22 protein-coding genes and 1 riboswitch are annotated in these 22,384 nt (G+C 72.0%); of the genes, 13 read left to right on the top strand and 9 right to left on the bottom strand.

Annotated elements, in window-relative coordinates; genetic code table 11:
- Positions 1-247 precede the first annotated feature (247 nt).
- Both cdgB and ACFYUS_RS26270 read left to right on the top strand, forming a co-directional pair.
- A complete protein-coding gene (gene cdgB, locus ACFYUS_RS26275; RefSeq protein ID WP_388856816.1) occupies positions 248-1,903 on the top strand; it encodes a diguanylate cyclase CdgB in 1,656 nt (551 codons plus the stop codon).
- Positions 1,904-1,975: 72 nt separating this feature from the next.
- Positions 1,976-2,953, top strand: coding sequence for a CBM35 domain-containing protein (locus tag ACFYUS_RS26270; RefSeq protein WP_388856813.1), 978 nt, complete (start codon positions 1,976-1,978; stop codon positions 2,951-2,953).
- A 158-nt stretch (positions 2,954-3,111) separates the two neighbouring features.
- Here the strand turns inward: ACFYUS_RS26270 and ACFYUS_RS26265 are convergent, their stop codons facing one another.
- The 3 genes from ACFYUS_RS26265 to ACFYUS_RS26255 form a co-directional block, all read right to left on the bottom strand.
- A complete protein-coding gene (locus ACFYUS_RS26265; protein ID WP_388856810.1) occupies positions 3,112-4,038 on the bottom strand; it encodes a 1-phosphofructokinase family hexose kinase in 927 nt (308 codons plus the stop codon).
- Between the two features lie 127 nt (positions 4,039-4,165).
- The gene (gene nagA / locus ACFYUS_RS26260; protein ID WP_388856807.1) at positions 4,166-5,311 is read right to left on the bottom strand and encodes an N-acetylglucosamine-6-phosphate deacetylase; all 1,146 of its coding nucleotides are present in this window, start codon (positions 5,309-5,311) and stop codon (positions 4,166-4,168) included.
- Positions 5,311-6,261 carry an ROK family protein gene (locus ACFYUS_RS26255; protein ID WP_388856804.1) on the bottom strand — a complete coding sequence of 317 codons (951 nt, stop codon included), beginning with the start codon at positions 6,259-6,261 and terminating at the stop codon, positions 5,311-5,313. The genes nagA and ACFYUS_RS26255 overlap by 1 nt, the downstream gene beginning before the upstream one ends.
- Before the next feature lie 230 nt (positions 6,262-6,491).
- Between ACFYUS_RS26255 and ACFYUS_RS26250 the strand changes: the two genes are divergently transcribed.
- From ACFYUS_RS26250 to otsB, 3 genes are all read left to right on the top strand, one after another.
- A complete protein-coding gene (locus ACFYUS_RS26250; RefSeq protein WP_388856801.1) occupies positions 6,492-7,775 on the top strand; it encodes an extracellular solute-binding protein in 1,284 nt (427 codons plus the stop codon).
- A 23-nt stretch (positions 7,776-7,798) separates the two neighbouring features.
- Complete coding sequence (locus ACFYUS_RS26245; RefSeq protein ID WP_116159686.1) at positions 7,799-8,050, top strand: DUF3263 domain-containing protein; 252 nt, start codon at positions 7,799-7,801, stop codon at positions 8,048-8,050.
- Between the two features lie 62 nt (positions 8,051-8,112).
- Entirely contained in the window at positions 8,113-8,955 is an 843-nt protein-coding gene (gene otsB / locus ACFYUS_RS26240; protein ID WP_388856798.1) for a trehalose-phosphatase, read from the top strand.
- 110 nt (positions 8,956-9,065) lie between these two features.
- On the opposite strand, the gene ACFYUS_RS26235 is transcribed toward otsB, so the two are convergent.
- From ACFYUS_RS26235 to ACFYUS_RS26225, 3 genes are all read right to left on the bottom strand, one after another.
- Positions 9,066-11,372, bottom strand: coding sequence for an immune inhibitor A domain-containing protein (locus ACFYUS_RS26235; protein ID WP_388856795.1), 2,307 nt, complete (start codon positions 11,370-11,372; stop codon positions 9,066-9,068).
- 109 nt (positions 11,373-11,481) lie between these two features.
- The gene (locus ACFYUS_RS26230) at positions 11,482-11,799 is read right to left on the bottom strand and encodes a hypothetical protein (RefSeq protein WP_388856792.1); all 318 of its coding nucleotides are present in this window, start codon (positions 11,797-11,799) and stop codon (positions 11,482-11,484) included.
- A 10-nt stretch (positions 11,800-11,809) separates the two neighbouring features.
- Entirely contained in the window at positions 11,810-12,721 is a 912-nt protein-coding gene (locus tag ACFYUS_RS26225; RefSeq protein ID WP_388856789.1) for an NAD(P)-dependent oxidoreductase, read from the bottom strand.
- A 71-nt stretch (positions 12,722-12,792) separates the two neighbouring features.
- Between ACFYUS_RS26225 and ACFYUS_RS26220 the strand changes: the two genes are divergently transcribed.
- The 3 genes from ACFYUS_RS26220 to ACFYUS_RS26210 all read left to right on the top strand — a co-directional run bounded on the left by ACFYUS_RS26220 (position 12,793) and on the right by ACFYUS_RS26210 (position 14,722).
- A complete protein-coding gene (locus tag ACFYUS_RS26220; protein ID WP_388856786.1) occupies positions 12,793-13,134 on the top strand; it encodes a winged helix-turn-helix transcriptional regulator in 342 nt (113 codons plus the stop codon).
- A 188-nt stretch (positions 13,135-13,322) separates the two neighbouring features.
- Positions 13,323-13,832, top strand: coding sequence for a hypothetical protein (locus ACFYUS_RS26215; protein ID WP_388856783.1), 510 nt, complete (start codon positions 13,323-13,325; stop codon positions 13,830-13,832).
- 65 nt (positions 13,833-13,897) lie between these two features.
- Entirely contained in the window at positions 13,898-14,722 is an 825-nt protein-coding gene (locus ACFYUS_RS26210) for a pyrroline-5-carboxylate reductase family protein (RefSeq protein WP_388856780.1), read from the top strand.
- A 61-nt stretch (positions 14,723-14,783) separates the two neighbouring features.
- Here the strand turns inward: ACFYUS_RS26210 and ACFYUS_RS26205 are convergent, their stop codons facing one another.
- Positions 14,784-15,695, bottom strand: coding sequence for a serine/threonine-protein kinase (locus tag ACFYUS_RS26205; RefSeq protein WP_388856777.1), 912 nt, complete (start codon positions 15,693-15,695; stop codon positions 14,784-14,786).
- 86 nt (positions 15,696-15,781) lie between these two features.
- Here ACFYUS_RS26205 and ACFYUS_RS26200 point away from each other — a divergent pair, with 86 nt between their 5' ends.
- The 3 genes from ACFYUS_RS26200 to ACFYUS_RS26190 all read left to right on the top strand — a co-directional run bounded on the left by ACFYUS_RS26200 (position 15,782) and on the right by ACFYUS_RS26190 (position 17,960).
- Positions 15,782-16,327 (top strand): RNA polymerase sigma factor, encoded by a 546-nt coding sequence (locus tag ACFYUS_RS26200; protein ID WP_388856774.1) that lies wholly within the window; start codon positions 15,782-15,784, stop codon positions 16,325-16,327.
- A complete protein-coding gene (locus ACFYUS_RS26195; protein ID WP_388856771.1) occupies positions 16,324-17,172 on the top strand; it encodes a hypothetical protein in 849 nt (282 codons plus the stop codon). The genes ACFYUS_RS26200 and ACFYUS_RS26195 overlap by 4 nt, the downstream gene beginning before the upstream one ends.
- 95 nt (positions 17,173-17,267) lie before the next feature.
- Positions 17,268-17,960 (top strand): hypothetical protein, encoded by a 693-nt coding sequence (locus ACFYUS_RS26190; RefSeq protein ID WP_388856768.1) that lies wholly within the window; start codon positions 17,268-17,270, stop codon positions 17,958-17,960.
- 61 nt (positions 17,961-18,021) lie between these two features.
- Here the strand turns inward: ACFYUS_RS26190 and ACFYUS_RS26185 are convergent, their stop codons facing one another.
- Entirely contained in the window at positions 18,022-19,377 is a 1,356-nt protein-coding gene (locus ACFYUS_RS26185) for a trehalose-6-phosphate synthase (protein ID WP_388856765.1), read from the bottom strand.
- An 82-nt stretch (positions 19,378-19,459) separates the two neighbouring features.
- Positions 19,460-20,401 (bottom strand): glucosyl-3-phosphoglycerate synthase, encoded by a 942-nt coding sequence (locus ACFYUS_RS26180; protein ID WP_388857174.1) that lies wholly within the window; start codon positions 20,399-20,401, stop codon positions 19,460-19,462.
- Positions 20,402-20,522: 121 nt separating this feature from the next.
- Positions 20,523-20,666: riboswitch (SAM riboswitch) on the top strand.
- On the opposite strand from ACFYUS_RS26180, the gene thrC reads away from it, so the two are divergent.
- Entirely contained in the window at positions 20,660-21,970 is a 1,311-nt protein-coding gene (gene thrC / locus ACFYUS_RS26175) for a threonine synthase (RefSeq protein ID WP_388857171.1), read from the top strand. (Overlaps the previous riboswitch by 7 nt.)
- Positions 21,971-22,010: 40 nt before the next feature.
- Complete coding sequence (locus ACFYUS_RS26170) at positions 22,011-22,286, top strand: MoaD/ThiS family protein (protein ID WP_055642141.1); 276 nt, start codon at positions 22,011-22,013, stop codon at positions 22,284-22,286.
- Positions 22,287-22,384: the final 98 nt, after the last annotated feature.

Genomic DNA, 22,384 nt, shown 5'->3' with positions numbered 1-22,384 from the left:
CCCGCCCTCCGCGCCCCGCATCGGGCCCGGGGACCAGCCGGTCACGTCCGCCGGACCTAGGTCCCGCCTCCTGCGGGAGTCGCCCGCGACCCGCCCTCGCCTGCTGTGACTTGAGTCACAGAGGACAGTATTTGTTGACCCTGTGTACCGGGTGCGCAGCTCGCTGTGATTCAGTGGCAGTGACAGTGCACACACGTAGCCGATCAGAACCCTGGAGTTGCTGTCGAGGTCTCGGGGAGAGCGAGCGATGGAGACCGAGTCGGAGCCGTACGTCCGTCTCTCGACCCTGCGGCAGCTGCATCAGGTCGTGACGGACCTCAACACTGCCCGCAGCCTGGCGGACACCCTGCAGACCGTCGCCGACGGCGTGGTCGCCGGTCTCAACTACGAGCTGGCCTGCGTCAACCTCGTCCGCCCCGACGGTGACCTCGTCGTCGCCGCCTTCGCCGGGAACTCCGCCGCCGAGGCCCTCATCACCGGCCGTGTCGGCTCCCGCTCCTCCTGGGAGCGCCGCCTCGCCATGGGCGTCCCCTGGGGGGACCTGCGGTTCATCCCGCACACCGAGGGCTGGGTCCTCATGGAGGACGACGTGCCCCAGTGGCACACCGACGGCCCCGCGCCCCGCTTCGAGGACGAGTGGCACCCGCACGACCGGCTCTACGCCCCGATGTACGCCTCCGGCTCCGGTCGTGAGCTCCTCGGCGTCATATCCGTCGACCGCCCGCGCAACGGCCGGCACCCCGGCCCCTGGGGTCAGGAGGCGCTCCAGATGTACGCCTCGCAGTCGGCCATCGCCATCAGCAACGCCCGCCTCCGCTCCAACATGCAGCGCGCCCTCGTCCGCCTGGAGCGCGAGCAGCAGGCCCTGCGGGCCTCCGAGGAGTCCTTCCGGCAGGCCTTCGAGTACGCCCCCTCCGGCATGGCCATCGCCGAGATGGGCGGCGACCAGCACGGCCGCCTCCTCCGCACCAACGACGCCCTGTGCCGGCTCCTCGGCCGCCCCGCCTCCGTCATGCGGCGCTACTCCTTCGCCGACCTCGTCCACCCCGAGGACATAGGCACCCTGCTCCGCACCTCCGCCGAGGGCGGCCGCGCCGAGCTGCGCCTCGGCCGCCGCGACGGCACCTACGTCTGGGTCTCCCTGCGGAACTCCGTCGTCGCCGACACCGCCGACGGCCCCCGCTTCCTCCTCACCCACGTCGAGGACATCGAGGAGCGCAAGCGGCACGAGCTCCAGCTCGCCCACCGCGCCTCGCACGACGCCCTCACCGGCCTCCCCAACAGCGCCGAGCTGCGCTCCCGGCTCTCCGCCCGGCTCTGCGAGCGTCCGGGCGCGCCGGGGAACGAGCCCGCGTACGGCGGCTACGACTCCGGTTACGAGCCGCAGCCCCAGCCGTACGAGCACGAGCACGAGCACGGCTTCGGTTTCGAGCCGGCGGGCGGCGGCGCGTACGACCACCACGTCCACATCGTGGCGCCCACGGGCGGCGAGGTCGACGACGGCACCAAGGGGCTCGCGGTCCTCTTCTGCGACCTCGACGGCTTCAAGTCGATCAACGACCGCTTCGGGCACCACACGGGCGACGCCGTCCTCATCGAGGTCGCGCGCCGCCTCACCACCGGCGTCCGGGACGGCGACACCGTCGCCCGGCTCGGCGGTGACGAGTTCGTCGTCCTCGCCGACGGCCTCGGTGCCGCCGACGCCGCCGACCTGGCCGTACGCCTCCGCAACGCGATCATCCCGCCGATCCGGGTGGACGGCCGGGCGGTCCGCGTCGGCGCGAGCTTCGGCATCGGCTGGGCCGAGTGCGGGATGACCGTGGAAGAGGTCCTGAACTCCGCCGACCAGCGGATGTACGTGGAGAAACGCTCCCGCGCCAAGGTCCATCGGCGGGCGGGCTGAGTCCGGAGTGGGCCATTCGAGGTAGGCTCGGCCGGTCGGCGACGGCTGGCGAGCATGGAGAGGATGACCCGGATGGCTGCCGGTAACGACGGCGCGAGCAAGCCCGAGGACGACGATCCGTTCGGCTACCTGTACGCGGACGGCCAGGCAGCGGGCGCCCAGCCCCCGCAGGGCGGCGGCTACGGCTACCCCGGCCCCGCCCCCGCGCAGCCAGGCGTGCCCCGCACCTCGTACAACCAGGTCCGGACGGTCGGCGAGCGCCAGTACGGCCACCACCAGCAGCAGCAGCAGCCACAGGCGTACGTCCCGCCGCAGCAGCAGCCCCCGTACGGCCAGCCCCAGCCCCAGTACGCGGCCCCCGAGACCTACGGCGCCCAGCCCGGCCCCCGCACGGCCCCGGTTCCGCCCCAGCGCGGCGGCTCCGGCCGCGGCCCCAACACCAAGGGCCTGCTGGTCGGCGCGGTCGCGGTCGTCGCGGTCGTCGTCATCGGCATCGCGGCGGCGGTCATCTCCAACTCGGGCAACGAGAAGGACAAGGGCGACCAGGCCGGCGGTACGCCGTCGAGCGCGCCGCCCGCCACGGTCTCCGAGCAGCCCAGCACCGAGCCGACCGCGGAGAAGACCCCGGAAGAGCTCCCGAAGCAGGACGCGGCGACGCTGACGCTGGGCGGTTCGGCCACGACCGAGAAGACCGTCGCGGGTGCCGAGGGCGTCGGCGGGGTGTACGTGTCGGGCTTCAACACGCCGGGCGCCTCGGTGACCTGGAAGGCGAACATGCCGTCGGGCGGCAAGTACCGCCTGACCGTCCGCTACGCCATCCCGGCGGTCGACGCCAACGCCACCCTGACGGTGAACGGCAAGGCGAACAGCCAGCCGATCGGGCTGAAGAACTTCATCGGTTCCTCGGACCCGAACCTGGAGAAGAACTGGCAGACCACCTGGGCGCCGGTCGACCTCCAGAAGGGCGACAACGAGATCAAGATCTCGTGCGAGGCCGGCAACCAGTGCAACGTGCTGCTCGACTGGCTGGAAGTCACGCCTGGTCAGTAGGGGGCTCGTTCGCCTTCTCTGCCGTGTCGTGACACGGGCGTCGCTCGCCCCGGCTCGATTGCGTCTGCGTCCTGAGGTGATCTCCCTGGCGGCCTCTCCCCCGGGGACGGTCCCGTCCTGCCGCGCGCCGCTGACAGCGGCACGCGGTGGACCGACGGCTACGGGGAGACCGGTTCCTCCGTCACCGTCACCCGTGTCAGCAGCCCCTCGTACGCCGACGCGTCGAACTCCCCGGCCACCGGGGAGAGGACCGTCGCCGCCGAGAGGGCGACCGCGCGGGTGAGGCGGTCGGGCCAGGGGGTGCCGTCGACGAGGCCCGAGAGGAGGCCCGCGACGGCGGAGTCGCCGGCGCCGGTGGGGTTGCCCTTGACGGCGGCGGGTGGGGTGGCGCGCCAGAGGCCTTCGGGGGTGGAGGCGAGCATGCCTTCGGGGCCGAGGGAGGAGATGACGGCGCGGGCGCCGCGGCGGCGGGCGTCGCTGGTGGCGCGGTGGGGTTCGCGGGCGCCGGTGAGTTGGGCGAGTTCGTCGGCGTTGGGCTTGACGAGGTCGGGGCGGGCGGCGATGCCGCGGCGGAGGGGTTCGCCGCTGGTGTCGAGGAGGACGGGGACGGAGGCCGCGCGCGCCAGGCGGATCAGTTCCGCGTACGCGCCGACGTGGATGCCCGGCGGGAGGCTGCCGCAGAGGGCGACCGCGCGGGCTCCGTCGAGGAGCGTCGTGAAGTGGGTGCGGAAGGCGGTCCATTCGGCGGGGGTGACGGCCGGGCCCGGTTCGTTGAGCTGGGTGGTGTCCCCGCTGGCGGTGTCGACGACGGCGACCGTGCGGCGGGTGGGTCCCGCGGTCTCGACGAGTTCGTCGCGGACCGGGGTCTCCGCGAGCAGGTCCCGCAGCATCGCGCCCGTCGCGCCGCCCGCGAAGCCGGTGGCGACCGTCTCGTATCCGAGGGCGGCGAGGACGCGGGCGACGTTGAGTCCCTTGCCGCCGGGCCGCTCGATGACCTGGGTGACCCGGTGGGAGGCGTGTGGGGTGAGGGCGGGGACCCGGTAGGTCAGATCCAGTGCCGTGTTGAGGGTGACCGTGAGGATCAAGACCCGTCCACCCCCCGTACTCCCTGTGAAGTCCTGTGGAACGTGCGTTCCGATCCGCACAGATCATGCCAAAGGAAAGGCGGTTGGCCCAGACCCCGGGCCGACCGCTCTTCCGTATGACTCCTGATCAGGCCCCTGCGGGGTGGACGATCCACTCGCCCTTGCGCATGACGCCCTTGAGCTCGAACTCGGCGTCCAGGACGACGATGTCGGCGTCCTTGCCGGGCTCCAGGGAGCCCACGCGGTCGTACACGCCGAGGAGGCGGGCCGGGTTGGCGGAGATGGCCTGGACGACCGATTCGACGGGGAGGCCGTCGACGGTCGCCGCGCGCTTGAAGGCGCGGTCCAGGGTGAGGGTGGAGCCGGCGATGGAGCCGCCCTCGACGAGGCGGGCGACGCTGTCCTTCACCTCGACGGCCAGCGGGCCGAGCATGTAGCTGCCGTCGCCGAAGCCGGCGGCGTCCATGGCGTCGGTGATGAAGGCGACGCGCTCGGGGCCGGCGTGGTGGAAGGCGAGCTCCAGGGCGGCGGGGTGGAGGTGGGTGCCGTCGTTGATGAGCTCGACGGTGATCCGCTCGTCCTCCAGGAGGGCGGCGATCGGGCCGGGCGCGCGGTGGCCGAGGGCGGGCATCGCGTTGTAGAGGTGCGTGGCGACGGTGGCGCCCGCGTCGATGGCGGCCTGCGTCTGCTCGTACGTGGCGTCGGTGTGGCCGATGGCGGCGATCACGCCGTGTTCGGCGAGGAGGCGGACGGAGTCGAGGCCGCCGGGCAGTTCGGTGGCGAGGGTGACCATCTTGGCCCGGCCGCGGGCGGCGTCGACGAGCTTGCGGACCTCGGCCGGGTCGGGGTCGCGGAGCAGCGTCTCGTCGTGGGCGCCCTTGCGGCAGGGGGAGATGAACGGGCCCTCGAAGTGGAGGCCGGCGATGTCGCCCTGCTCGGCGAGCTCGGAGAGGAGTCCGGCCCGCTGGGTGAGGAAGTCCATGTCGCCGGTGACGAAGGAGGCGACGACGGTGGTGGTGCCGTGCAGCCGGTGGGTGTGGACGCCCTTGAGGACGTCGTCGACGGTGCCGGAGGTGAAGGACGCGCCGCCGCCGCCGTGGTTGTGCATGTCGACGAAGCCGGGGACGATCCAGTGCCCGGTCAGGTCGAGGACGGGGGCGTTCTCGGGGGCGGAACCCGCGATGCGGCCGCCGTCGACGATCACGCGTCCGTTCTCGACCGTTCCGGTGGGCAGCACGACGTGTGCGCCGGCGAGAACCTGGTGATCGGCCATCAGGCGGAAACCTCCGAGTCGGTGGGGTGCTGTGCGGCGAGAAGGTCCCAGGCGAGGAGGCCCGCGCCCAGGCATCCGGCGGTGTCCCCGAGGGCTGCCGGGACGATGGCGGGCAGCTTCTGGAACGTGACGCGTTCCTCCACCGCGGCCCGGAGTGGTGTGAACAAGGTTTCCCCGGCCTCGGCGAGACCGCCACCGATGATGAGGGTGCGGGGGTCCAGCAGGGTGAGCGCGGTGACGAGGCCGTCGGCGAGGGCGTCGACGGCGTCCTGCCAGACCCGTACGGCCGTGGGGTCGCCGGACTCGACGGCCTTCGCGCAGTCGGCGGCGTCGGCGTCGGGGTCGCCGCCGGCCTCGGCCCAGGCGAGGGAGACGGCGGAGGCGGAGGCGTACCGCTCCAGGCAGCCGCGCTGGCCGCAGCCGCAGTCGGTGCCGCCGGGGCGGACGACGATGTGGCCGATCTCGCCGGCGTAGCCGTGGGCGCCGGCCTCGATGCGGTCGCCGATGCCGATGGCTCCGGCGATGCCGGTGCCGAGGGGCACGAAGAGGAAGCGGTCGGCGCCGTTGCCCGCGCCGATACGGCCTTCGGCGAGGCCGCCGGTGCGGACGTCGTGGCCGAGGGCGACGGGGACGCCGTCGAGGCGGCGGCTGAGGAGTTCGCGCATGGGAACGTCGCGCCAGCCGAGGTTGGCGGCGTAGACGGCGATGCCGTTCTCCGCGTCGACGATGCCGGGCACGGCGACTCCGGCGGCCGCGGCGGGCTCTCCGTACCGCTCCTGGCCGAGGGCGCGGAGCTCTTCGGCGAAGCCGAGGATGGTCTCCACGACGGCCTCGGGGCCGCGCTCGCGCCCGGTGGCGCGGCGGGCCTCGTGGAGGAGGGTGCCGTCCGTCCCGACGAGGGCGGCCTTCATACCGGTGCCGCCCACATCGAGGGCGATGACGTGTCTCACGGGGGACAGTCTGGCGCGGGACCACCCAAAAGGTCTAGTCCACTGAGCAGGATTGTTGCGCACGGATACAAATTCGAGACCGGCCATGGGCCCATGGTCCCGCCGCAGTTGCGGAAGTGATACCCAAGTGGTGTAGACCTCATGCCCGGGCGCGGGGCAGACTTACGGCCCTGAGAAGAGCAAACACGCAGCTCAGTGCAGCAGAACGACAGCTCGACGATGAGCAAAAGGTGGATGAAGCCGTGGAGCGGCGACGATTCCTTGGACTGACCGCGGCCGCCGCCGCCCTCGGACTGGCCACGACGGTCACCGGTTGCGGCTCCCTGGGCGGCGATGCCGGCGACGTGACCCTCAAGCTGGTCGCCGCCGACTACGACCTGACCGGTGGCGACACCACCAAGAAGTACTGGGCCGACCTCGTCGCCGCCTTCGAGGCGAAACACCCCGGGGTCAAGGTCGAGGTCGAGGTCGTGTCCTGGGACGACGTCGACCGCAAGGTCGCCGAGATGGTCAAGGCCGGCCAGGCCCCCGACATCGCCCAGATCGGCGCCTACGCCGACTACGCGGCCGACGGCCAGCTCTACGCCGCCGACGAACTCCTCTCCATCCCCGTCCAGGCCAACTTCCTCGGCCCGCTCGTCGAGGCCGGCGAGTACAAGCGCACCCAGTACGGCATGCCGTTCGTCGCCTCCACCCGGCCGCTCTTCTACAACAAGGCCCTCTTCGAGAAGGCCGGCGCCAAGCCCCCCACCACCTGGGACGAGCTCGCCGAGGCCGCCGAGAAGCTCAAGGCCAAGGGCGTCCCCACCCCCTTCGCCCTGCCCCTCGGCCCCGAGGAGGCCCAGGCCGAGGCCCTCATGTGGCTGCTCAGCGGCGGTGGCGGCTGGACCGACACGGCCGACCGCTACGCCGTCGACTCCGAAGCCAACATCCGCACCTTCGAATGGCTCCGCACCCGGCTGGTCGGCAAGGGCCTCACCGGCCCCGTCGCCCCCGGCAGGCTCAACCGCAAGGCCGCCTTCGCCTCCTTCGCGAACGGCGAGGTCGGCATGCTCAACGGCCACCCCTCGCTCCTCAAGGAGGCCGCGAAGAAGGGCGTCGAGGTCGGGCAGGTCACCCTCCCCGGCGTCGACGGCCCGTCCAAGACCTCCATGGGCGTCGCCGACTGGATCATGGGCTTCAAGCAGAACGGCCACCGCAAGGAGATCGGCGACTTCCTGAACTTCCTCTTCAGCGACGAGAACGTCCTGAAGTTCGCCGGGGACAACGACCTGCTGCCGGTCACCGTCACCGCCGAGGTCCGCATGGAGAGCGACCCCGAGCACGCCAACCTCCAGGTCTTCCTCAAGGTCCTCCCCGAGGCGCAGCTCCCGCCCGTCGGCAAGACCTCCTGGGCCCAGGTCAGCGGGAACATCAAGCAGAACATCGGCAAGGCCGTCGCCCCCGGCGGCCGCCCCTCCGAGGTCCTCGGCCGCATAGGCCGGGCGGCGACGGCGGCGGAGAGTGCCGAGTAATCGGTTGGTCGTATGTTGGTCGTATGACCGAAGAGGCCGACAGCAGTGGACTCGGGGAGCGTGAGCAGGCGCTCCTCGCCGTCGAGCGCCGCTCCTGGCCCGGCCCCGGTGCCAAGGAACGGGCCGTCCGCGAACGGCTCGGCCTCTCCCCGACCCGCTACTACCAGCTCCTCAACGCGCTCCTCGACGACCCGCGCGCCCTGGCCCACGACCCGGTGACGGTCAACCGGCTGCGCCGGGTCCGCGAGGAGAAGCAGCGGCGACGGGAGGGGTGACCCCTTGAGGGGTGACCCCGGCCACGCTGACGGGACGGGCGTACCTCGGTAGGGTCGGAACCATGGTCAGTAGCCTTCCGCACCCGACCACACCCGCCGGCCGCGACGGCCTGGACGCGCTCCTCGCGCGCCCCTCGAAGGCCGTCGTCGCCCTCGACTTCGACGGCACCCTCGCCGAGATCGTCCCCGACCCCGAGCAGGCCCGCGCCCACCCCGGCGCCGTGGCCGCCCTCTCCGCCCTGGCCCCCCAGGTGGCCTCGGTCGCCGTCGTGACCGGCCGCCCCGCAGGGGTCGCCGTCCGCTACGGCGGCTTCGCCGGGGTCCCCGGCCTGGAGCACCTCGTCGTCCTCGGCCATTACGGCGCCGAGCGCTGGGACGCCGTCACCGGCACCGTCCGGGCCGCCGCCCTCCACCCCGGCGTGGCCTCCGTCCGCGCCGAGCTCCCCGGCTTCCTCGACCGGGCCGGGGCCTGGCCCGGCGTCTGGATCGAGGAGAAGGGCCGCGCGCTCGCCGTCCACACCCGCCGCGCCCGGGACCCGGAGGGCGCCTTCGAGGCCCTCAAGGACCCCCTCGGCGACCTGGCCGTCTCCCACGGCCTCGTCCTGGAGCCCGGCCGCATGGTCCTGGAGCTGCGGCCCCCGGGCATGGACAAGGGCGTGGCCCTCGCGAAGTACGTACAGGAGGTGGGCGCCGGGTCCGTGCTCTACGCGGGCGACGACCTGGGCGACCTGCCGGCCTTCGCGGCGGTCGAGAAGCTCCGCTCCGACGGCACCCCGGGCGTCCTGGTGTGCAGCGGCTCCACCGAGGTCCAGGAGCTGGCCGACCGCGCCGACCTGTCGGTGGCGGGCCCGCCGGGCGTGGTGGAGTTCCTGACGGAACTGGCGGGGGCGGTACGGGGGGCCTGAGGCGGCCCCGGAGACGGGACGGGGGCGGTACGGGGGGCCTGAGACGGCCCCGGAGACGGAACGGGGGCGGTACGGGGATCCCGTACCGCCCTCGTCCTCTCTCGTACGGATCAGTGCGCGGCCGGGTTGGCGACGCTGATCGTCAGGTCGTCGCCGCGGTCACCGGTGACCGTGACGCGCACGCCGTGGCCGGCGACCTTCACGCTGGCCTGGGGGGCCGTCGTGTCGTAGTACGCGTTCGGGTCGGTGTCGTCGAAGACAGGGATGCCCGGGACGGAGGGGGCGCAGGCCGCCAGCGTCTGGACGGTCTGGTTGCCGCCCTTGCCGGTCAGGACCTCCTTGTGGAGGCAGGTGGCGTCGGTGGCCTCCAGGCCGAAGGTCGCGTCGAAGGGCTGGCGCCGGTTGCTGGGCGCGGTCCCGTCGGCGTACCGGAAGGGGGCGGGACGGGCGTCGACGGCCATGGCCGAGCCGCCGCCGGGGTGGTTGCTGACGTTGTTGTCGTCGAAGGACCGGTCGACGTACCAGACGAGCATGCCGTTCTGGAACGTGAAGTACTCGACCCAGTCGGGCGCGGTGATGCCCTTGCTGAACTGGTACGGGCCCTCGGCGAGGAGCGCGTCGGAGCCGACGTACTCGCGGTTCTCCAGGAGGTAGTACCGCGGGGAGGTGGCCGTCTCGGTGCCGGTGGAGATCTTCCAGCGGCCCTGCGCGGTCCAGCCGCCCACGCCCTGCTCGGCGTCGTCCGCCGCGAGGGTCGTGCCGCCGGAGGTCAGCGCGATGTCGTCGAGGAACGCGCCGGCGAAGTGCACGCCGCCGTCGCTCTGGTGGCGGAAGCGGAAGAGGGACGGCTTGCCGGCGGAGTCGTACGTGAAGCGCAGCGTCGTCCACTTGCCGCCGGAGGAGCCGGTGACGGCATCGCCCGCGCGGGACCAGGTGGCGCCGTTGTCGAGGGAGTACTCGGCGAAGAGGTAGTCGAAGCCGGCCTCTAGCTCGTACCAGGCGCTCGCCTTGACGGTGACGCGCGGGGCGGCCGGGACGGAGCGGGTGAGGGACTGGTTGAGGCCGTCGGCGGAGCCGGTCCACCAGGCGTGGGTGCCCGAGGCGGGCGTCGTGTAGGTGGTGCTGCTCGTCTTGTCCGGGAGCGCGACGCGGACGGCCTGTGCCTTGCCCTTGACCTGCAGTGCGGCCGGGCTCAGCGTGTACGAGCCGGTGGCGCCGAGCGGGGCGTCGGCGTAGTCGAGCCAGCCGAGGAAGAGCTTCTCCTCGGCGCCCATGAGACCGGGGTGGGTGCCGATGCCGGCGTTGGCGGCGGCGCCGTGGCCGAGCCAGGAGCCGGAGCTCATCAGGGTCCAGAAGGCGGTGGAGTTCTCGCCGCCGTCGGTGTCGTAGTAGTCCGGCAGACCGAGGTCGTGGCCGAACTCGTGGCAGAAGACGCCGAGTCCGCCGTTCTCGCCCTCGGTGGTGTAGTCGCCGAGCCAGTACCTGGACTGGCCGATGCGGGCGCCGCCGGCCTTGTTCTGCGCACCGGAGACGTCCGGGCCGGTCAGCCCGAAGTCGTCCCCGTTCACGTACCAGCGGTGGGACCAGATGGCGTCCTCGCCCTGCGCGCCGCCGCCCGCGTCCTCGCCCATGCCGGCGTGCACGGCCTGGAAGTGGTCGATGTAGCCGTCGGGCTCGTCGAAGTTGCCGTCGTGGTCGTAGTCGTTGCGGTCCCAGACGTCGAACTGGGCGAGGTACGCGTCGATCTCGGCCGGGGTCTTGCCGGCGGCGATCTGCGCGTTCCACCAGGCGTCGCCGGTGTCCTGGATGAAGGCCCAGGAGCCGCCGTTGTCCTCGACGGCGTTGTCGCCGTAGGTGGAGGCGTTGCCGGGGACCTTGACCCAGTCCTCGACGGTGTTGGAGACCGAGTAACTGCCGCTGGACAGCTTCTCGTAGAAGGTCTTCATGGACTCGCCGGAGCCGTTGAAGAGGTCCTCGTAGTGGGCCTTGGAGAAGTCCGCGGTCCAGGCGTTGGAGTTGTCCGTGGTCCGGTCCGGCTGCGGTATCCGGTTGTGCAGCGGGCCGGGGACGGTGCCGAGCTTGCCGGAGCCCTGGTCACCGAACTCGGAGAGGATCGTGAAGATCTTCTCCTGGCGGGTGGCGCTGCTGGTCCTGGTCTCCGTGAACTTCCCGGGCGCGACCTCGACGACGCCCTTGGCGTTCGCCGTGGCCTTGCCCTTGGCGATCAGGTCGATCGCCTGCTCGCGCAGCTGGGTGCGCTGCCTCGTGAGCGGTCCGGGACGGTTGTCGGGCCGGTGCGCGTTCGCGCCCGCCGGTGCGGCGTCCCGGGCTTCCTGCGCGGCGGCGGGGGTGAGCCCCGCGGCGAGGAGTGCGGTGAGCGCGGACCCGAGGGTCATGCCCACGACAATCTTCTTCACGTGTGTCGCGATCCTTCCGCTTGCCTCATGTATCCGATGCGCTTCATGCGCTTCATGGGGAAAAACGGATCGCCTGGGGGAACGATCGCGCAGAGTCTGGCACTTGCCTCTACGGCTCGTACAGAGGGAGGAAGTGGATGACGGGCTCCTCGTACGGATGGGCCTCACGCACGGCCTCGAGCACGGCCCGCGCCTGCCCCTCGTCGCAGACGGACTCGATCCGGCACTCCTCGGCCCGCCGCGTGACGCCCACCTCGCCGTCGTAGGGCCGCGCGCCGGACAGCGGCTGCCAGGTGCCGGTCACCTGCCACGTACTGGAACACCGGGCGTACTCGCCGACCTGCCCCGCCCCGGCGGAGTGGAGAGCGCCGAGAACGGCCTCCAGATGGCTGCGGGGAACGGATGTCTCGACCTTCAGACGCGTCATGCGCGCGACCCTAGCGAAGGAGTAGATCGACTACTCCCGTCAGATCCTCCTCACCACTGCCCACGTCCAGCCGACGGCGCATCAACGCGAAGTAGGGCTCGATCAGTTCCGGGCTAACCCCCTGCCCCTCGGCCGTCGCCAGGAACGTCGGCGTCCCGGCCACCTGCATGGCGAGATTCGAGACCACACCCTCCGTGTAGTCGCCGCTCTTCAACTGGGCGGCGGTCCCATGAACCCCCTGCGCCATCGCGGCGAGCCAGTCGGCCAGCAGCGGCGCGAACGCCACCGGATCGATGTCCTCCCGCCGGATCAACGCGAAGGCGTGCGCCGCCCCGGCGAACATCCCGTACATCCCGCTCAACAGAGCCACGTCGTGCAGGGCGGCGAAACCGGCGTCCTCACCGACGTACCTGGTACCGGCCGGGACCGCGAGGGCGTCCCGATGAACCTCGAACAGCTCCCGCGACCCGCTGTAGAAGACGTACCCACCGGCCTCCGGGACCCCGATCATCGGCGGTACGGCCATGATCCCGCCGTCCAGATAACGCGCCCCCCGCCCCTCGGCCCACTCCGCCCGGGCCCGGGCCTGAGCGGGAGTCGTCGTGGTGAGGTTGACGAGGTCCTTGCCGGCCAGGTCGACGTCGGCGAGGGCGGCGCCGACGGACTCGTCGTCGAGCAGACAGACCACGACGAGCCCACTCGCCGCGACGGCCTCGTGAGCGCTGTCGGCGACCTTGGCCCCCGCCACGGCTTCGGCGCGGTCGGGCGTGCGGTTCCAGACGGTGAGCGGATACCCGGCGGCGAGCCAGGTACGGGCGAGTGCGGTGCCCATGGCGCCGAGGCCGAGAAGGGTGACGGGGGACTTCGACGTGCTGTTCCGTGTCATGCCCTCAAGGCTGCTCCAGGCCTCTGACCTGCTCAAGTACCCACTTCCAAGTGGGTGGTTACCCTGAGGTGAGCGAGGAGCTCAGAAGGGTCAGGAGGGGTGGAGGCATGGCGACACTGAACCGACCGGGCGCGCCCGACGGGCACGTCTGCGGGATCGACACCGCGATGGAAGTCATCGGCGGCAAATGGAAGGTCCTCATCCTCTGGGCCCTCCACGAACACCCCCACCGCCGCTTCGGCGAACTCCGCCGCCTGATCCCCGGCATCACGGAGAAGGTCCTCGCCTCCCACCTCCGCGAGCTGGAGGCCGACGGCATCGTCGACCGCGTCGCCTACGACGAGGTCCCGCCCCGCGTCGAGTACGCCCTCACGAAGTCCGGCATCCGCCTCAACGAGGCGCTTGAGCCGCTGGCGGCGTGGGGGAGGGAGCGGCGGGAGGCATCCTGAGGTCGCGTGCGTGACCCGAGACGGAACGCGGGGGGCGGCGGAACGCGAGGGGCGCGGATTGCCGAGGGTCGCGGCAGCACCCTTAAATCCTGCTCAGAACATCCTCTGTTGCGCGTGTATGTCCCCATCGATTCCCTAGAGTCGCCAGCGACCCGCCTCGTCAAGAGGCGTAGAAGCAGGGGGAATTCATGCACACCAAGCCGCAGCGGAGCCTCGCCGCCGCACCAGCGCTCCTCGCCTCCGGGCTGGCGCTCCTCGTCACCGGCTGCACGGCCGGCCCGCCGAAGCCGGTGCCCACGCCGTCCGCCTCCGCGTCATCGTCCACGGCGTCCAGGGCATCCACGACACCCACGGCAGATCCCCTCGCGGAACGCGCGAAGAGCGCCGTGTCAGGCGTCTCGATCGACGAGGACGCATTCGTCGCCTCCGGCGTGGCGCCGCTGCAGGACGGCACCCGCGACCTCTCCCCCCTCACGAAGGGCAAGAGGTACGAGGTCGTCGTGGCGTGCGCGGGCACCGGCGCCATCGACGTGACCATCGGCTCCACGCCCGCTCATACGCAGAACTGCGACGCGTACCCCGCCCCCGCCACCTACCGGATCCAGTCGGCGCCCGCGGAACTGACGTTCGTCATCAGGGGAAGGACCGGGGCAACCGGAGCCGCTGCCTGGCAGATCGACGAAGAACAAGGACCCTGACGTTTCTGCTTCGAGGGTCCGGGACGGCTGAAGGAGTACTGAGCGGGGCTGCGATGCTGATCCCCATGAGTGGGCATCGGGCGGTCGGCGTGGTGGGTCTCGGACGTATGGGCCTGGCCCTGGCGGCCGGCTTCGGCGAGGCGGTCGGGCCCGGTCGGCTGTTCGCGGCGGGGCGGTCACCGGCCGGCGTCGCGCGGTTCCGGGAGGCCGTGCCCGGCGCGGTGGTCCTGCCGTTGCCGGAGCTGCCCGGTCGGGCAGACCTGATCGTCCTGTGCGTGCGGAACGCGGATCTGCCGGCGGTCCTCGAAGAACTGCGGCCCCGGCTCACGGCCCGGCACGTCGTGATCACCATCAACAACGGCCTGCCGCTCCGGACGCTGGCGGAGGCCGTTCCCGGGCCGGTGGCCAAGCTGATCCCGAGCGTCGGCAACGACATAGGTGCCGGAGCGACGCTCCTGATGCCCGGTCCGCGCCTGACGGCACAGGACACCGAGGACCTGCTCGCCCTGCTCCGGTCCTTCTCGACCCCGTTCGTGATCGAGGAGGACCAGGGGCGGGCGGCGACCGACCTCGCGTCCTGCGGCCCGGCCCTGGTGGCCGGTGCCGCCAAGGCGATGATCGAAGCCCAGCAGGAACGCGGCGCCCCGCTGTCGCGCGACCTGGCGGAACAGCTCGTCGCGCAGAGCCTGCACGCCCTGAGCCGCCTGGTCGGTCAAGGCGCCCGCCTGGACGACATCGTGGACCGCGTCGCGGTTCCCGGGGGCAACACCGCTGCTGCTCTCGACGCCGCCGGGAACGACCTCGCCGCCGCATGGCGCGCCGCGTTCCGGGCGACGACGGACAACGAACGCTCAAAACCCGCAACGCAGTTGGGGGCGGATCGGGCGTGACCTGGCCCCTGCGTCACCGGGCACCCGGCTGACGCCTGCCGCCGGTGGGCCTGGATCGGATTCACCGCCGCAGCCAGCTCAGCAGGGTCGTCGCCGTGAACACCGCGCCCGAGGCCAGGCAGACCGCGCGCGGGGTCAGCCACCCGGGGCCTTTCAGGGGCTGGGGCTGCGGGACCGGAGCCAGTAGCGCGTCGGCGAAGGCCTGGGCGGTCGGTGGTCGGTCCGCGGGCTCGACGGACATCGCGGCCCGGAGAAGCAGGGCGATGTTCGGGGGGAGGTCCACTCCGGCCGGGAGGGCCGGCAGGGTCGAGGCGGTCGGTTGGTCGGTCATGAGGGCTGTGGCGCGCCCGCCCGGGCCGAAGGGCTTCTGTCCGGTCAGCAGTTCGTAGGCCATGACGGCCAGCGCGTACACGTCGGCCCTTCCGTCGAACCCGCCGGTCTGGAAGGCCTGTTCCGGTGCCATGTACGCGGGCGTGCCCGTGGTCACCGTCAGCCCGGAGGCGTCGGCCAGTTGCTTCGCGCTGCCCAGGTCCGCCACCAGCACCGCGGCGGGCGCGGGGCCGGTGGCGAGCAGCATGTTGGACGGTTTGACGTCGCGGTGCACGACACCCGCCTCGTGCAGGACCTGGACGGCGTAGCCCGCTTCCGCGGCCAGCCGCAGTGCCTCCTGCGGGTCGCACCGGCCGACCCGGTCCTCCAGGGTGCCGCCGCGTACGTAGTCCATGACGAAGTAGGGCCGGTCCTCCTGCACCCCGACGTCGTGCACGCGGACCACCCGCGGGCTGGCGATCCGGCGCAGCAGCCTCGCCTCCGCCAGGAACCGCTCGCGCACATCGGCGTTGGCGGCCCAGTTGTCGGCCAGCACCTTCACCGCGACCTCGGTGTCGAGCTCCGGGTCGTAGGCCTTCCAGACCGTCGCGAAGGAGCCGGCTCCGAGCCGGTCCAGGAGGAGGTAACGGCCGAGCTTGCGCATGTGGCAGCATTCTGCCGGAGTCGAGGGGGAGTGGCGAACTCCCGTTCGGCGGGCGGGATGCCAGGCGGGACGGAACGGGGATCAGGGTGTTCGAGGAAGGCGAGCTGGAGCAGCTCGTGGCGGCTGCCCAGGCGGGCGACCCGGGGGCGATGGAGTACCTGCTGGCCAAGCTGCGGCCGATGGTGCTGCGCCGCTGCTCGCGCTTCCTGCCCCACCACGCCGACGCGGAGGAGGCCGCGCAGGACGCCCTCCTGTCCATCAGCACGCACCTGGGCGAGTACGGCGGCCACGGCTCCTTCCTGGGCTGGGTGACGGTGATCGCCTCGAACGCCGCCCGGTCCACCTACCGCTCGATGCGCCGACGCGCCGAGGACAGCCACGCCGACCTGCCCGAGTCCGTCGACCCGCGCACCACCAGCGTCATCGCCGGGAGCCGGCTCGACCTGATGGAGGCGTTGGCCGCGCTGGAGCAGCGGCACCCCACCCTGGTGGAGTCCTTCGTGCTGCGCGACCTGGGCGACCTGACCTACGTCCAGGTGGCCGAGCAGCTGGACGCCCCGTTGGGCACGGTCAAGGACCGCATCCACCAGGCCCGCCGCTTCATGCGCGAGCGCCTGGTCACCGGTCCGTGAGCGGCGGTCCCGCGAGGGGCGGCGGCCACGCCGTCGTCCGGACCCGGTCCGCCGTCGCCGCCCTGGTGGCAGCCGCCGCGCTCGGTCTGGTGACCGGCCGATTCGTCCTGCCCTCGCCCTCGGGCGCCGACGCGCACCCGCCGGAGCGGTCGGTCGCCGCGGTCGGCGGGGCGTCCCGGGGCGCGTCCGCTCCCGCGACGCCCGGCGCGTCCGCCCCGACGCCCGCGCCCTCGGCCTCCGGCTCCGGCTCGCCGACCGGTGCGACCGGGCCGGTGACGAAGGCGAACCTTCTGGGACCCGCGGCGTTCGGCCCGGACGCCGGCATCGGGAAGATCCACGTCACCGACCGGTACGGCGACGGGCACTACGCCAACGCGGCCTGCACCGGGGAGAAGACCCTCACGGAGACCCTGGGCGGGCCCGGCGCCCACTTCCGCGGACTGATGACCAGCCCCCGCACCGACCCGAGCGACCCCACGCTGGCCTTCGACGGCGCCGACCAGGTCGCCCGCGAGTTCGCCGCCGAGGCCCGGAGCCCTTCCCTGGCGCAGAACTTCGCCGACCGCCTGCTGCTGGAACAGGTGCCCTGCCAGGAGGAAGCGCCGGGGCACTGGGTCTACGGAAGGACCGCGACGCTGCGGCTCGCCCCGGACGTCACCGCGAGCTGGATGGGCGTCTACCAGGGATCCCTCAACACCACCGGCACGGCGCCCGAGGGCGTGGAGCCCTGCGGCGGCATCGCCGTGCTGCGCAGCGGCACCCACTACGGGGTGCTGGAGGTCGACGCCTGCCTGGGGACGGCCGCGATGGACCGCGTCGTCAGGACCGCTCTGTCACAGCTGTGAAACAGCCGGTCAGAGCTCCAACTTTCCCTCCCCCGGCGGCATCTCCCCCGGTTGTACGAGGACGCAGCAGGCGTCCCGACCAGCAGGGGGACCAGATGACCGAGAACCAGACCGTCCAGCAGAAGTCCGTTCGCCGCAACCGCCTCGCCGCCGCGGCCTGCTTCGCCGCCGCACTGATCACGGCCACCGTCGTCGGCACCCAGTCGGCCACCGCCGACGGGGTCGCGCACCGCACCGCGGCCGCCGCCGCCCGCTCGGCCGCGGTCGCCGCGCCCGGACTCGGCTCCGCCCACCTCGTCCAGAGCGAGGACTACGTCCAGAAGGGCCTGAACCCGGTCGGCGCGACCGTCGCGCTGACCGGACGCCAGGCGCTGTCCGCGTGCTCCGGCGAGGAGACGATGCGCGACCTGACCAAGGGCGGCGCCACCGCGTACGCGTCCGTGAACTGGACCTTCGACACCGACGGCATGCTGACCGAGTCGGCCGCGAACGCCCCCACCGGGACCGCGGCCGCCACCTGGGAGAAGCAGCTCGTCGCGCTCGTCCAGGACTGCCAGGACGAGCCCGCCGGCCACTGGCGCTACGGTGCGGCCCACACCCTGACCACCACCGGCGGCACCGCCCGCTGGTACCCGGCCTACAACGGCGACGGCACCGCCACCGGCGGGGTCGCGGTCCTGCGCAGCGGCACCAAGGTCGCCGTCGTCGAGCTCACCAGCCGGCCCGGCTACGCCCCGGCCCACGTCGAAGGCATCGCCACCGCGGCACTGAACCGCCTCTCCTCCTGAACGGCAGCCTGAACGGCAGCCCCGCCCCGCCCGCGCCGTCGGGCGGAGCGGGGCTGCCGGCTCACCGCTCCCGCAGTGCCTCCAGCTGGTCCAGGAACCACCGCTGCGGCGGGTGCGCCGTGGCCGTCGCCGCCAGGCGTTTCGTGCGGTCCGCGCGTTCCGACGGGGGCATCGTGAGGGCCGTGTGGAGGGCCTCCGCCGTTTCCGAGACGTCGAAGGGGTTCACGGTCAGGGCGTCCTCGTGGAGTTCCTCGTACGCCCCCGCCTCCCGGGAGAGGACCAGCGCGCAGCCCGTCTCGGAGACGACCGGTATCTCCTTCGCGACCAGGTTCATGCCGTCGCGCACCGGGTTCACCAGGGCCACGTCCGCGAGGCGGTACGCCGCCAGGGAGCGGGTGAAGTCGTCCTTCACCGAGACCAGGACCGGCTGCCAGTCCGCCGTGCCGAATTCGGTGTTGATCTCCTCGGCCAGGTCGCTCACCGCCGTCGTGTACGACCTGTACGACTCCAGGTCCTGGCGCGAGGGGTACGCCGAGGCCAGGTGGACGACCCTGTCGCGCCATTCGGGGTGCGCGGTCAGGAGTTCGCGGTAGGCCTGGAGGCCTCGCAGGATGTTCTTCGAGAGTTCCGTGCGGTCCACCCGGACGATCGTCCTGCGGTCGCCGATCTCCGAGCGGAGCCGCGCCAGCCTCTCGTCCACCTCCGGGCGGTACGCCAGTGCCCGCAGTTCCTCGCCGTCCACGCCCAGCGGGTGCGCCGCGACCTCCGTGCGCCCCAGGTCGCCCGCGCCCTCCTCGAACGCCTTCGCCCAGGCCCGGGTGTGGAAGCCCAGCCGGTCCGCGCCCAGCATGCCCCGGAGGAGTTCCCCGCGGATGTCCGCCGGGAGCATGCCGAGGTACTCCGGGGACGCCCACGGCGTGTGCGTGAAGTGGGCGATGCGCAGGTCGGGGCGGAGGTCGCGGAGCTGCCCGGGCACCAGCGCCAGGTGGTAGTCCTGCACCAGGACCGCCGCCCCCTCCGCCGCCTCCGCCGCCAGCGCCTCCGCGAAGGCGCGGTTGTACGTGCGGTACGACTCCCAGCGGCGGCGGAACCCCGTGTCGAAGACCGGCTCCCGCGGGATGTCGTACAGGTGGTGGTGGAGGAACCACAGCACCGAGTTCGCGATGCCGTTGTACGCGTCGGCGTACACGTCCGGGGCGATGTCCAGCATCCGTACGCCCTGCTCGGCGACGCCCCGCCGGACCGCTTCCCTGTCGCCCTCGCCGAGCGCCGCGCACACCCAGAGGCCCTCCCGGGCGTCGATGGTGCTCAGGGCCGAGACCAGGCCGCCGCCGCCCCGTCTGGTGTCGAGCGAGCCGTCCTCGGCGAGCACGTACGAGACCGGGCCCCGGTTGGATGCCACGAGCACAGTAGCCATGTGGCGAACCTAGCCCGTCCCGTAAATGCTCAAACGTACGTATACGAGACGAGCCGATCCGGCCACGCGGCGTCGTCGAGCGTCACGCCACGCGGCGTCGCGCGTACTCCGCGATCTCGGCGATCGGGGGCCGCTCCTCCGTGTCCACCGCGTACGTCCGGGGCTCGAAGCCCTGCTCGCCCCGCTCGAACTGCGTCAGCCGGGGCCGTACGAGATGGCCCCGGGACAGCCGCAGCTGCGCCGTCCGGTAGATCGCGGCCGCCATCCGGCCCAGCGCCTGCCCGTCCTGGTGGCGGTGCTTGCGCACGCCCACGTCCACCTGCGCGAGCGCGTCCAGACCCACCGTGTGCAGGGCGTCCACGAGCAGGCCCAGCTCCACTCCGTAACCGACGGGGAAGGGGAGCCGTTCGAGGAGGGAGCGGCGGGCCGCGTACTCGCCGCCCAGCGGCTGCACGAAGCCGGCCAGCTGCGGCCAGTGGAGGTTCAGGAGCGGGCGGGCCACCAGCTCCGTCACCCGGCCGCCCTGACCGGGGGTGTCTCCGAAGGGGCGGTCGTACATCGCCTTCACGAAGTCCACGTCCGGGTCCGTGAGCAGCGGGCCCACGATTCCCGTCACGAAGTCCGCCGAGAAGTCCCGCAGGTCCGCGTCCACGAAGCAGACCACGTCCCCGTTCGTCACCATCAGTGACCGCCAGAGCACCTCGCCCTTGCCGGGGACCGCCGGTATGCGGGGGAGGATCGCGTCCCGCGCGACGACCCGCGCGCCGGCCGCCGCCGCCACCTCCGCCGTACGGTCGGTGGAGCCCGAGTCGATCACCACCAGTTCGTCGACGAGGGGGACGGACTCGGTCATCAGATCGCGGCGGATCACGGAGACGATGTCCCCGACCGTCGCCTCCTCGTTCAGGGCGGGCAGGACGACGCTGACCGTCGTCCCCCGTTTGGCGGCGAGCACCCGGTCCAGCGGGCGGTCGGACACGGACCAGGACCGCCGGGCCAGCCAGCGCTCCACTTCCTCCAGCAACGTGATCTCCATCTCGCGGATCGGACGTCGGTCTCCACCTTCGAGGCCTTCGGTTACAGTCTTGAACAACGCGGATGCCCGATGCATGTCGGGGTGCCGCCCGCGTCTCACAATCGAATACCGCTCATCCAGAGGGGCAGAGGGAAACGGCCCGTTGAAGCCCCGGCAACCCTCCAGTCGGTTTGTCTCGCACAGCGAGGTCCCCGGCTAGGGAAGGTGCCAAATCCGTCTCATGGCGAAAAATTCGTCATGGGAAAGATGAGGAGAAAGGGCCTCGCCTCCATGGCTGTACAGACCGCTACCCCCGCAACCTCCGTCGACCTCGGTCCCGCTTCCGGGCTCTCCTGTCGCGAATGCGGTGAAGTCTTCCCCCTCGGCCCGATCTTCGCCTGCGAACTCTGTTTCGGACCGCTCGAAGTCGCGTACGACCTTCCCACCGGCGACCCCGAGGCGCTGCGCAAGCGGATCGAGGCCGGCCCCGCCAACATCTGGCGCTACGCCCCGCTGCTGCCCGTCCCCGCCGACGTCGCCGAGAAGCCGAACCTGAACCCCGGCTGGACCCCGCTCGTCAAGGCCGACAACCTGGCCCGCGAGCTCGGCGTCGCCCCCGGCAAGCTCTTCGTCAAGGACGACTCCGGCAACCCGACCCACTCCTTCAAGGACCGGGTCGTCGCCCAGGCGCTCGAAGCCGCCCGCGCCTTCGGCTTCACCACCCTCTCCTGCTCCTCCACCGGCAACCTGGCCGGAGCCGTCGGCGCCGCCGCCGCCCGCGCCGGCTTCCGCTCCTGCGTGTTCATCCCGCACGACCTGGAGCAGGGCAAGGTCGTCATGGCCGGTGTCTACGGCGGTGACCTCGTCGCCATCGAGGGCAACTACGACGACGTCAACCGCTTCTGCTCGGAGCTCATCGGCGACCCGCTCGGCGAGGGCTGGGGCTTCGTGAACGTCAACCTCCGTCCGTACTACGGCGAGGGCTCCAAGACGCTCGCGTACGAGATCTGCGAGCAGCTCGGCTGGGTCCTCCCCGACCAGCTCGTCATCCCGATCGCCTCCGGCTCCCAGCTCACGAAGATCGACAAGGGTCTCCAGGAGCTCATCAAGCTCGGCCTCGTCGAGGACAAGCCGTACAAGATCTTCGGCGCCCAGGCCGAGGGCTGCTCCCCGGTGTCGGCGGCCTTCAAGGCCGGCCACGACGTCGTACGGCCCCAGAAGCCGAACACCATCGCCAAGTCGCTCGCCATCGGCAACCCGGCCGACGGCCCGTACGTCCTCGACATCGCCCGCCGCACCGGCGGCGCCGTGGAGGACGTGAACGACGAGCAGGTCGTCGACGCCATCAAGCTCCTCGCGCGGACCGAGGGCGTCTTCGCCGAGACCGCGGGCGGCGTGACCGTCGGCGTCACCAAGAAGCTCGTCGAGGCCGGTCTCATCGACCCGAACCTCACCACCGTCGTCCTCAACACCGGCGACGGACTCAAGACCCTGGACGCGGTGGCCGACACCTCTCAGGCGACCGCCACCATCCGCCCGAGCCTGGACGCGTTCCGCGACGCCGGCCTGGCGCTCTGAGCCGGCCCGCCCTCCTGGCCCACTGAAAGGTTACGAAGACATGGCCGTGAACGTCCGCATCCCCACCATCCTCCGCACCTACACGGGCGGGCAGTCCGAGGTCCAGGCCGAGGGCGCGACCCTCGCCGAGGTCATCGCGGACCTGGAGAAGAACCACACGGGCATCGCCGCCCGCGTCCTGGACGACCAGGGCAAGCTGCGCCGCTTCGTCAACGTGTACGTCAACGACGACGACGTGCGCTTCGAGCAGGGCCTGGAGACCGCCACCCCGGCGGGCGCGGGCGTCTCGATCATCCCGGCCGTCGCCGGAGGCTGACCATTCGGCACGGAGTGCCGGCTGCTGCTGATTCTTTACCGATCCTTACCGGTCAGTACGAGTTGCCCCTTCCGCGCTATAAGCGGAAGGGGCAATTC

This window comes from Streptomyces sp. NPDC004284, from assembly GCF_042874035.1.
Classification (GTDB): Bacteria; Actinomycetota; Actinomycetes; order Streptomycetales; family Streptomycetaceae; genus Streptomyces.
This window is presented reverse-complemented; position numbering and strand designations above follow the sequence as displayed.

Bases quoted from the DNA above. Each gene is read 5' to 3' on its own strand.
- ACFYUS_RS26185 (WP_388856765.1), bottom strand. From the start codon at position 19,377: ATGGCTACTGTGCTCGTGGCATCCAACCGGGGCCCGGTCTCGTACGTG.
- ACFYUS_RS26245 (WP_116159686.1), top strand. From the start codon at position 7,799: ATGACCGAAGAGGCCGACAGCAGTGGACTCGGGGAGCGTGAGCAGGCG.
- ACFYUS_RS26220 (WP_388856786.1), top strand. From the start codon at position 12,793: ATGGCGACACTGAACCGACCGGGCGCGCCCGACGGGCACGTCTGCGGG.
- ACFYUS_RS26205 (WP_388856777.1), bottom strand. From the start codon at position 15,695: ATGCGCAAGCTCGGCCGTTACCTCCTCCTGGACCGGCTCGGAGCCGGC.
- nagA (WP_388856807.1), bottom strand. From the start codon at position 5,311: ATGGCCGATCACCAGGTTCTCGCCGGCGCACACGTCGTGCTGCCCACC.
- cdgB (WP_388856816.1), top strand. From the start codon at position 248: ATGGAGACCGAGTCGGAGCCGTACGTCCGTCTCTCGACCCTGCGGCAG.
- ACFYUS_RS26270 (WP_388856813.1), top strand. From the start codon at position 1,976: ATGGCTGCCGGTAACGACGGCGCGAGCAAGCCCGAGGACGACGATCCG.
- ACFYUS_RS26230 (WP_388856792.1), bottom strand. From the start codon at position 11,799: ATGACGCGTCTGAAGGTCGAGACATCCGTTCCCCGCAGCCATCTGGAG.
- ACFYUS_RS26170 (WP_055642141.1), top strand. From the start codon at position 22,011: ATGGCCGTGAACGTCCGCATCCCCACCATCCTCCGCACCTACACGGGC.
- thrC (WP_388857171.1), top strand. From the start codon at position 20,660: ATGAGGAGAAAGGGCCTCGCCTCCATGGCTGTACAGACCGCTACCCCC.
- otsB (WP_388856798.1), top strand. From the start codon at position 8,113: ATGGTCAGTAGCCTTCCGCACCCGACCACACCCGCCGGCCGCGACGGC.
- ACFYUS_RS26190 (WP_388856768.1), top strand. From the start codon at position 17,268: ATGACCGAGAACCAGACCGTCCAGCAGAAGTCCGTTCGCCGCAACCGC.
- ACFYUS_RS26210 (WP_388856780.1), top strand. From the start codon at position 13,898: ATGAGTGGGCATCGGGCGGTCGGCGTGGTGGGTCTCGGACGTATGGGC.
- ACFYUS_RS26215 (WP_388856783.1), top strand. From the start codon at position 13,323: ATGCACACCAAGCCGCAGCGGAGCCTCGCCGCCGCACCAGCGCTCCTC.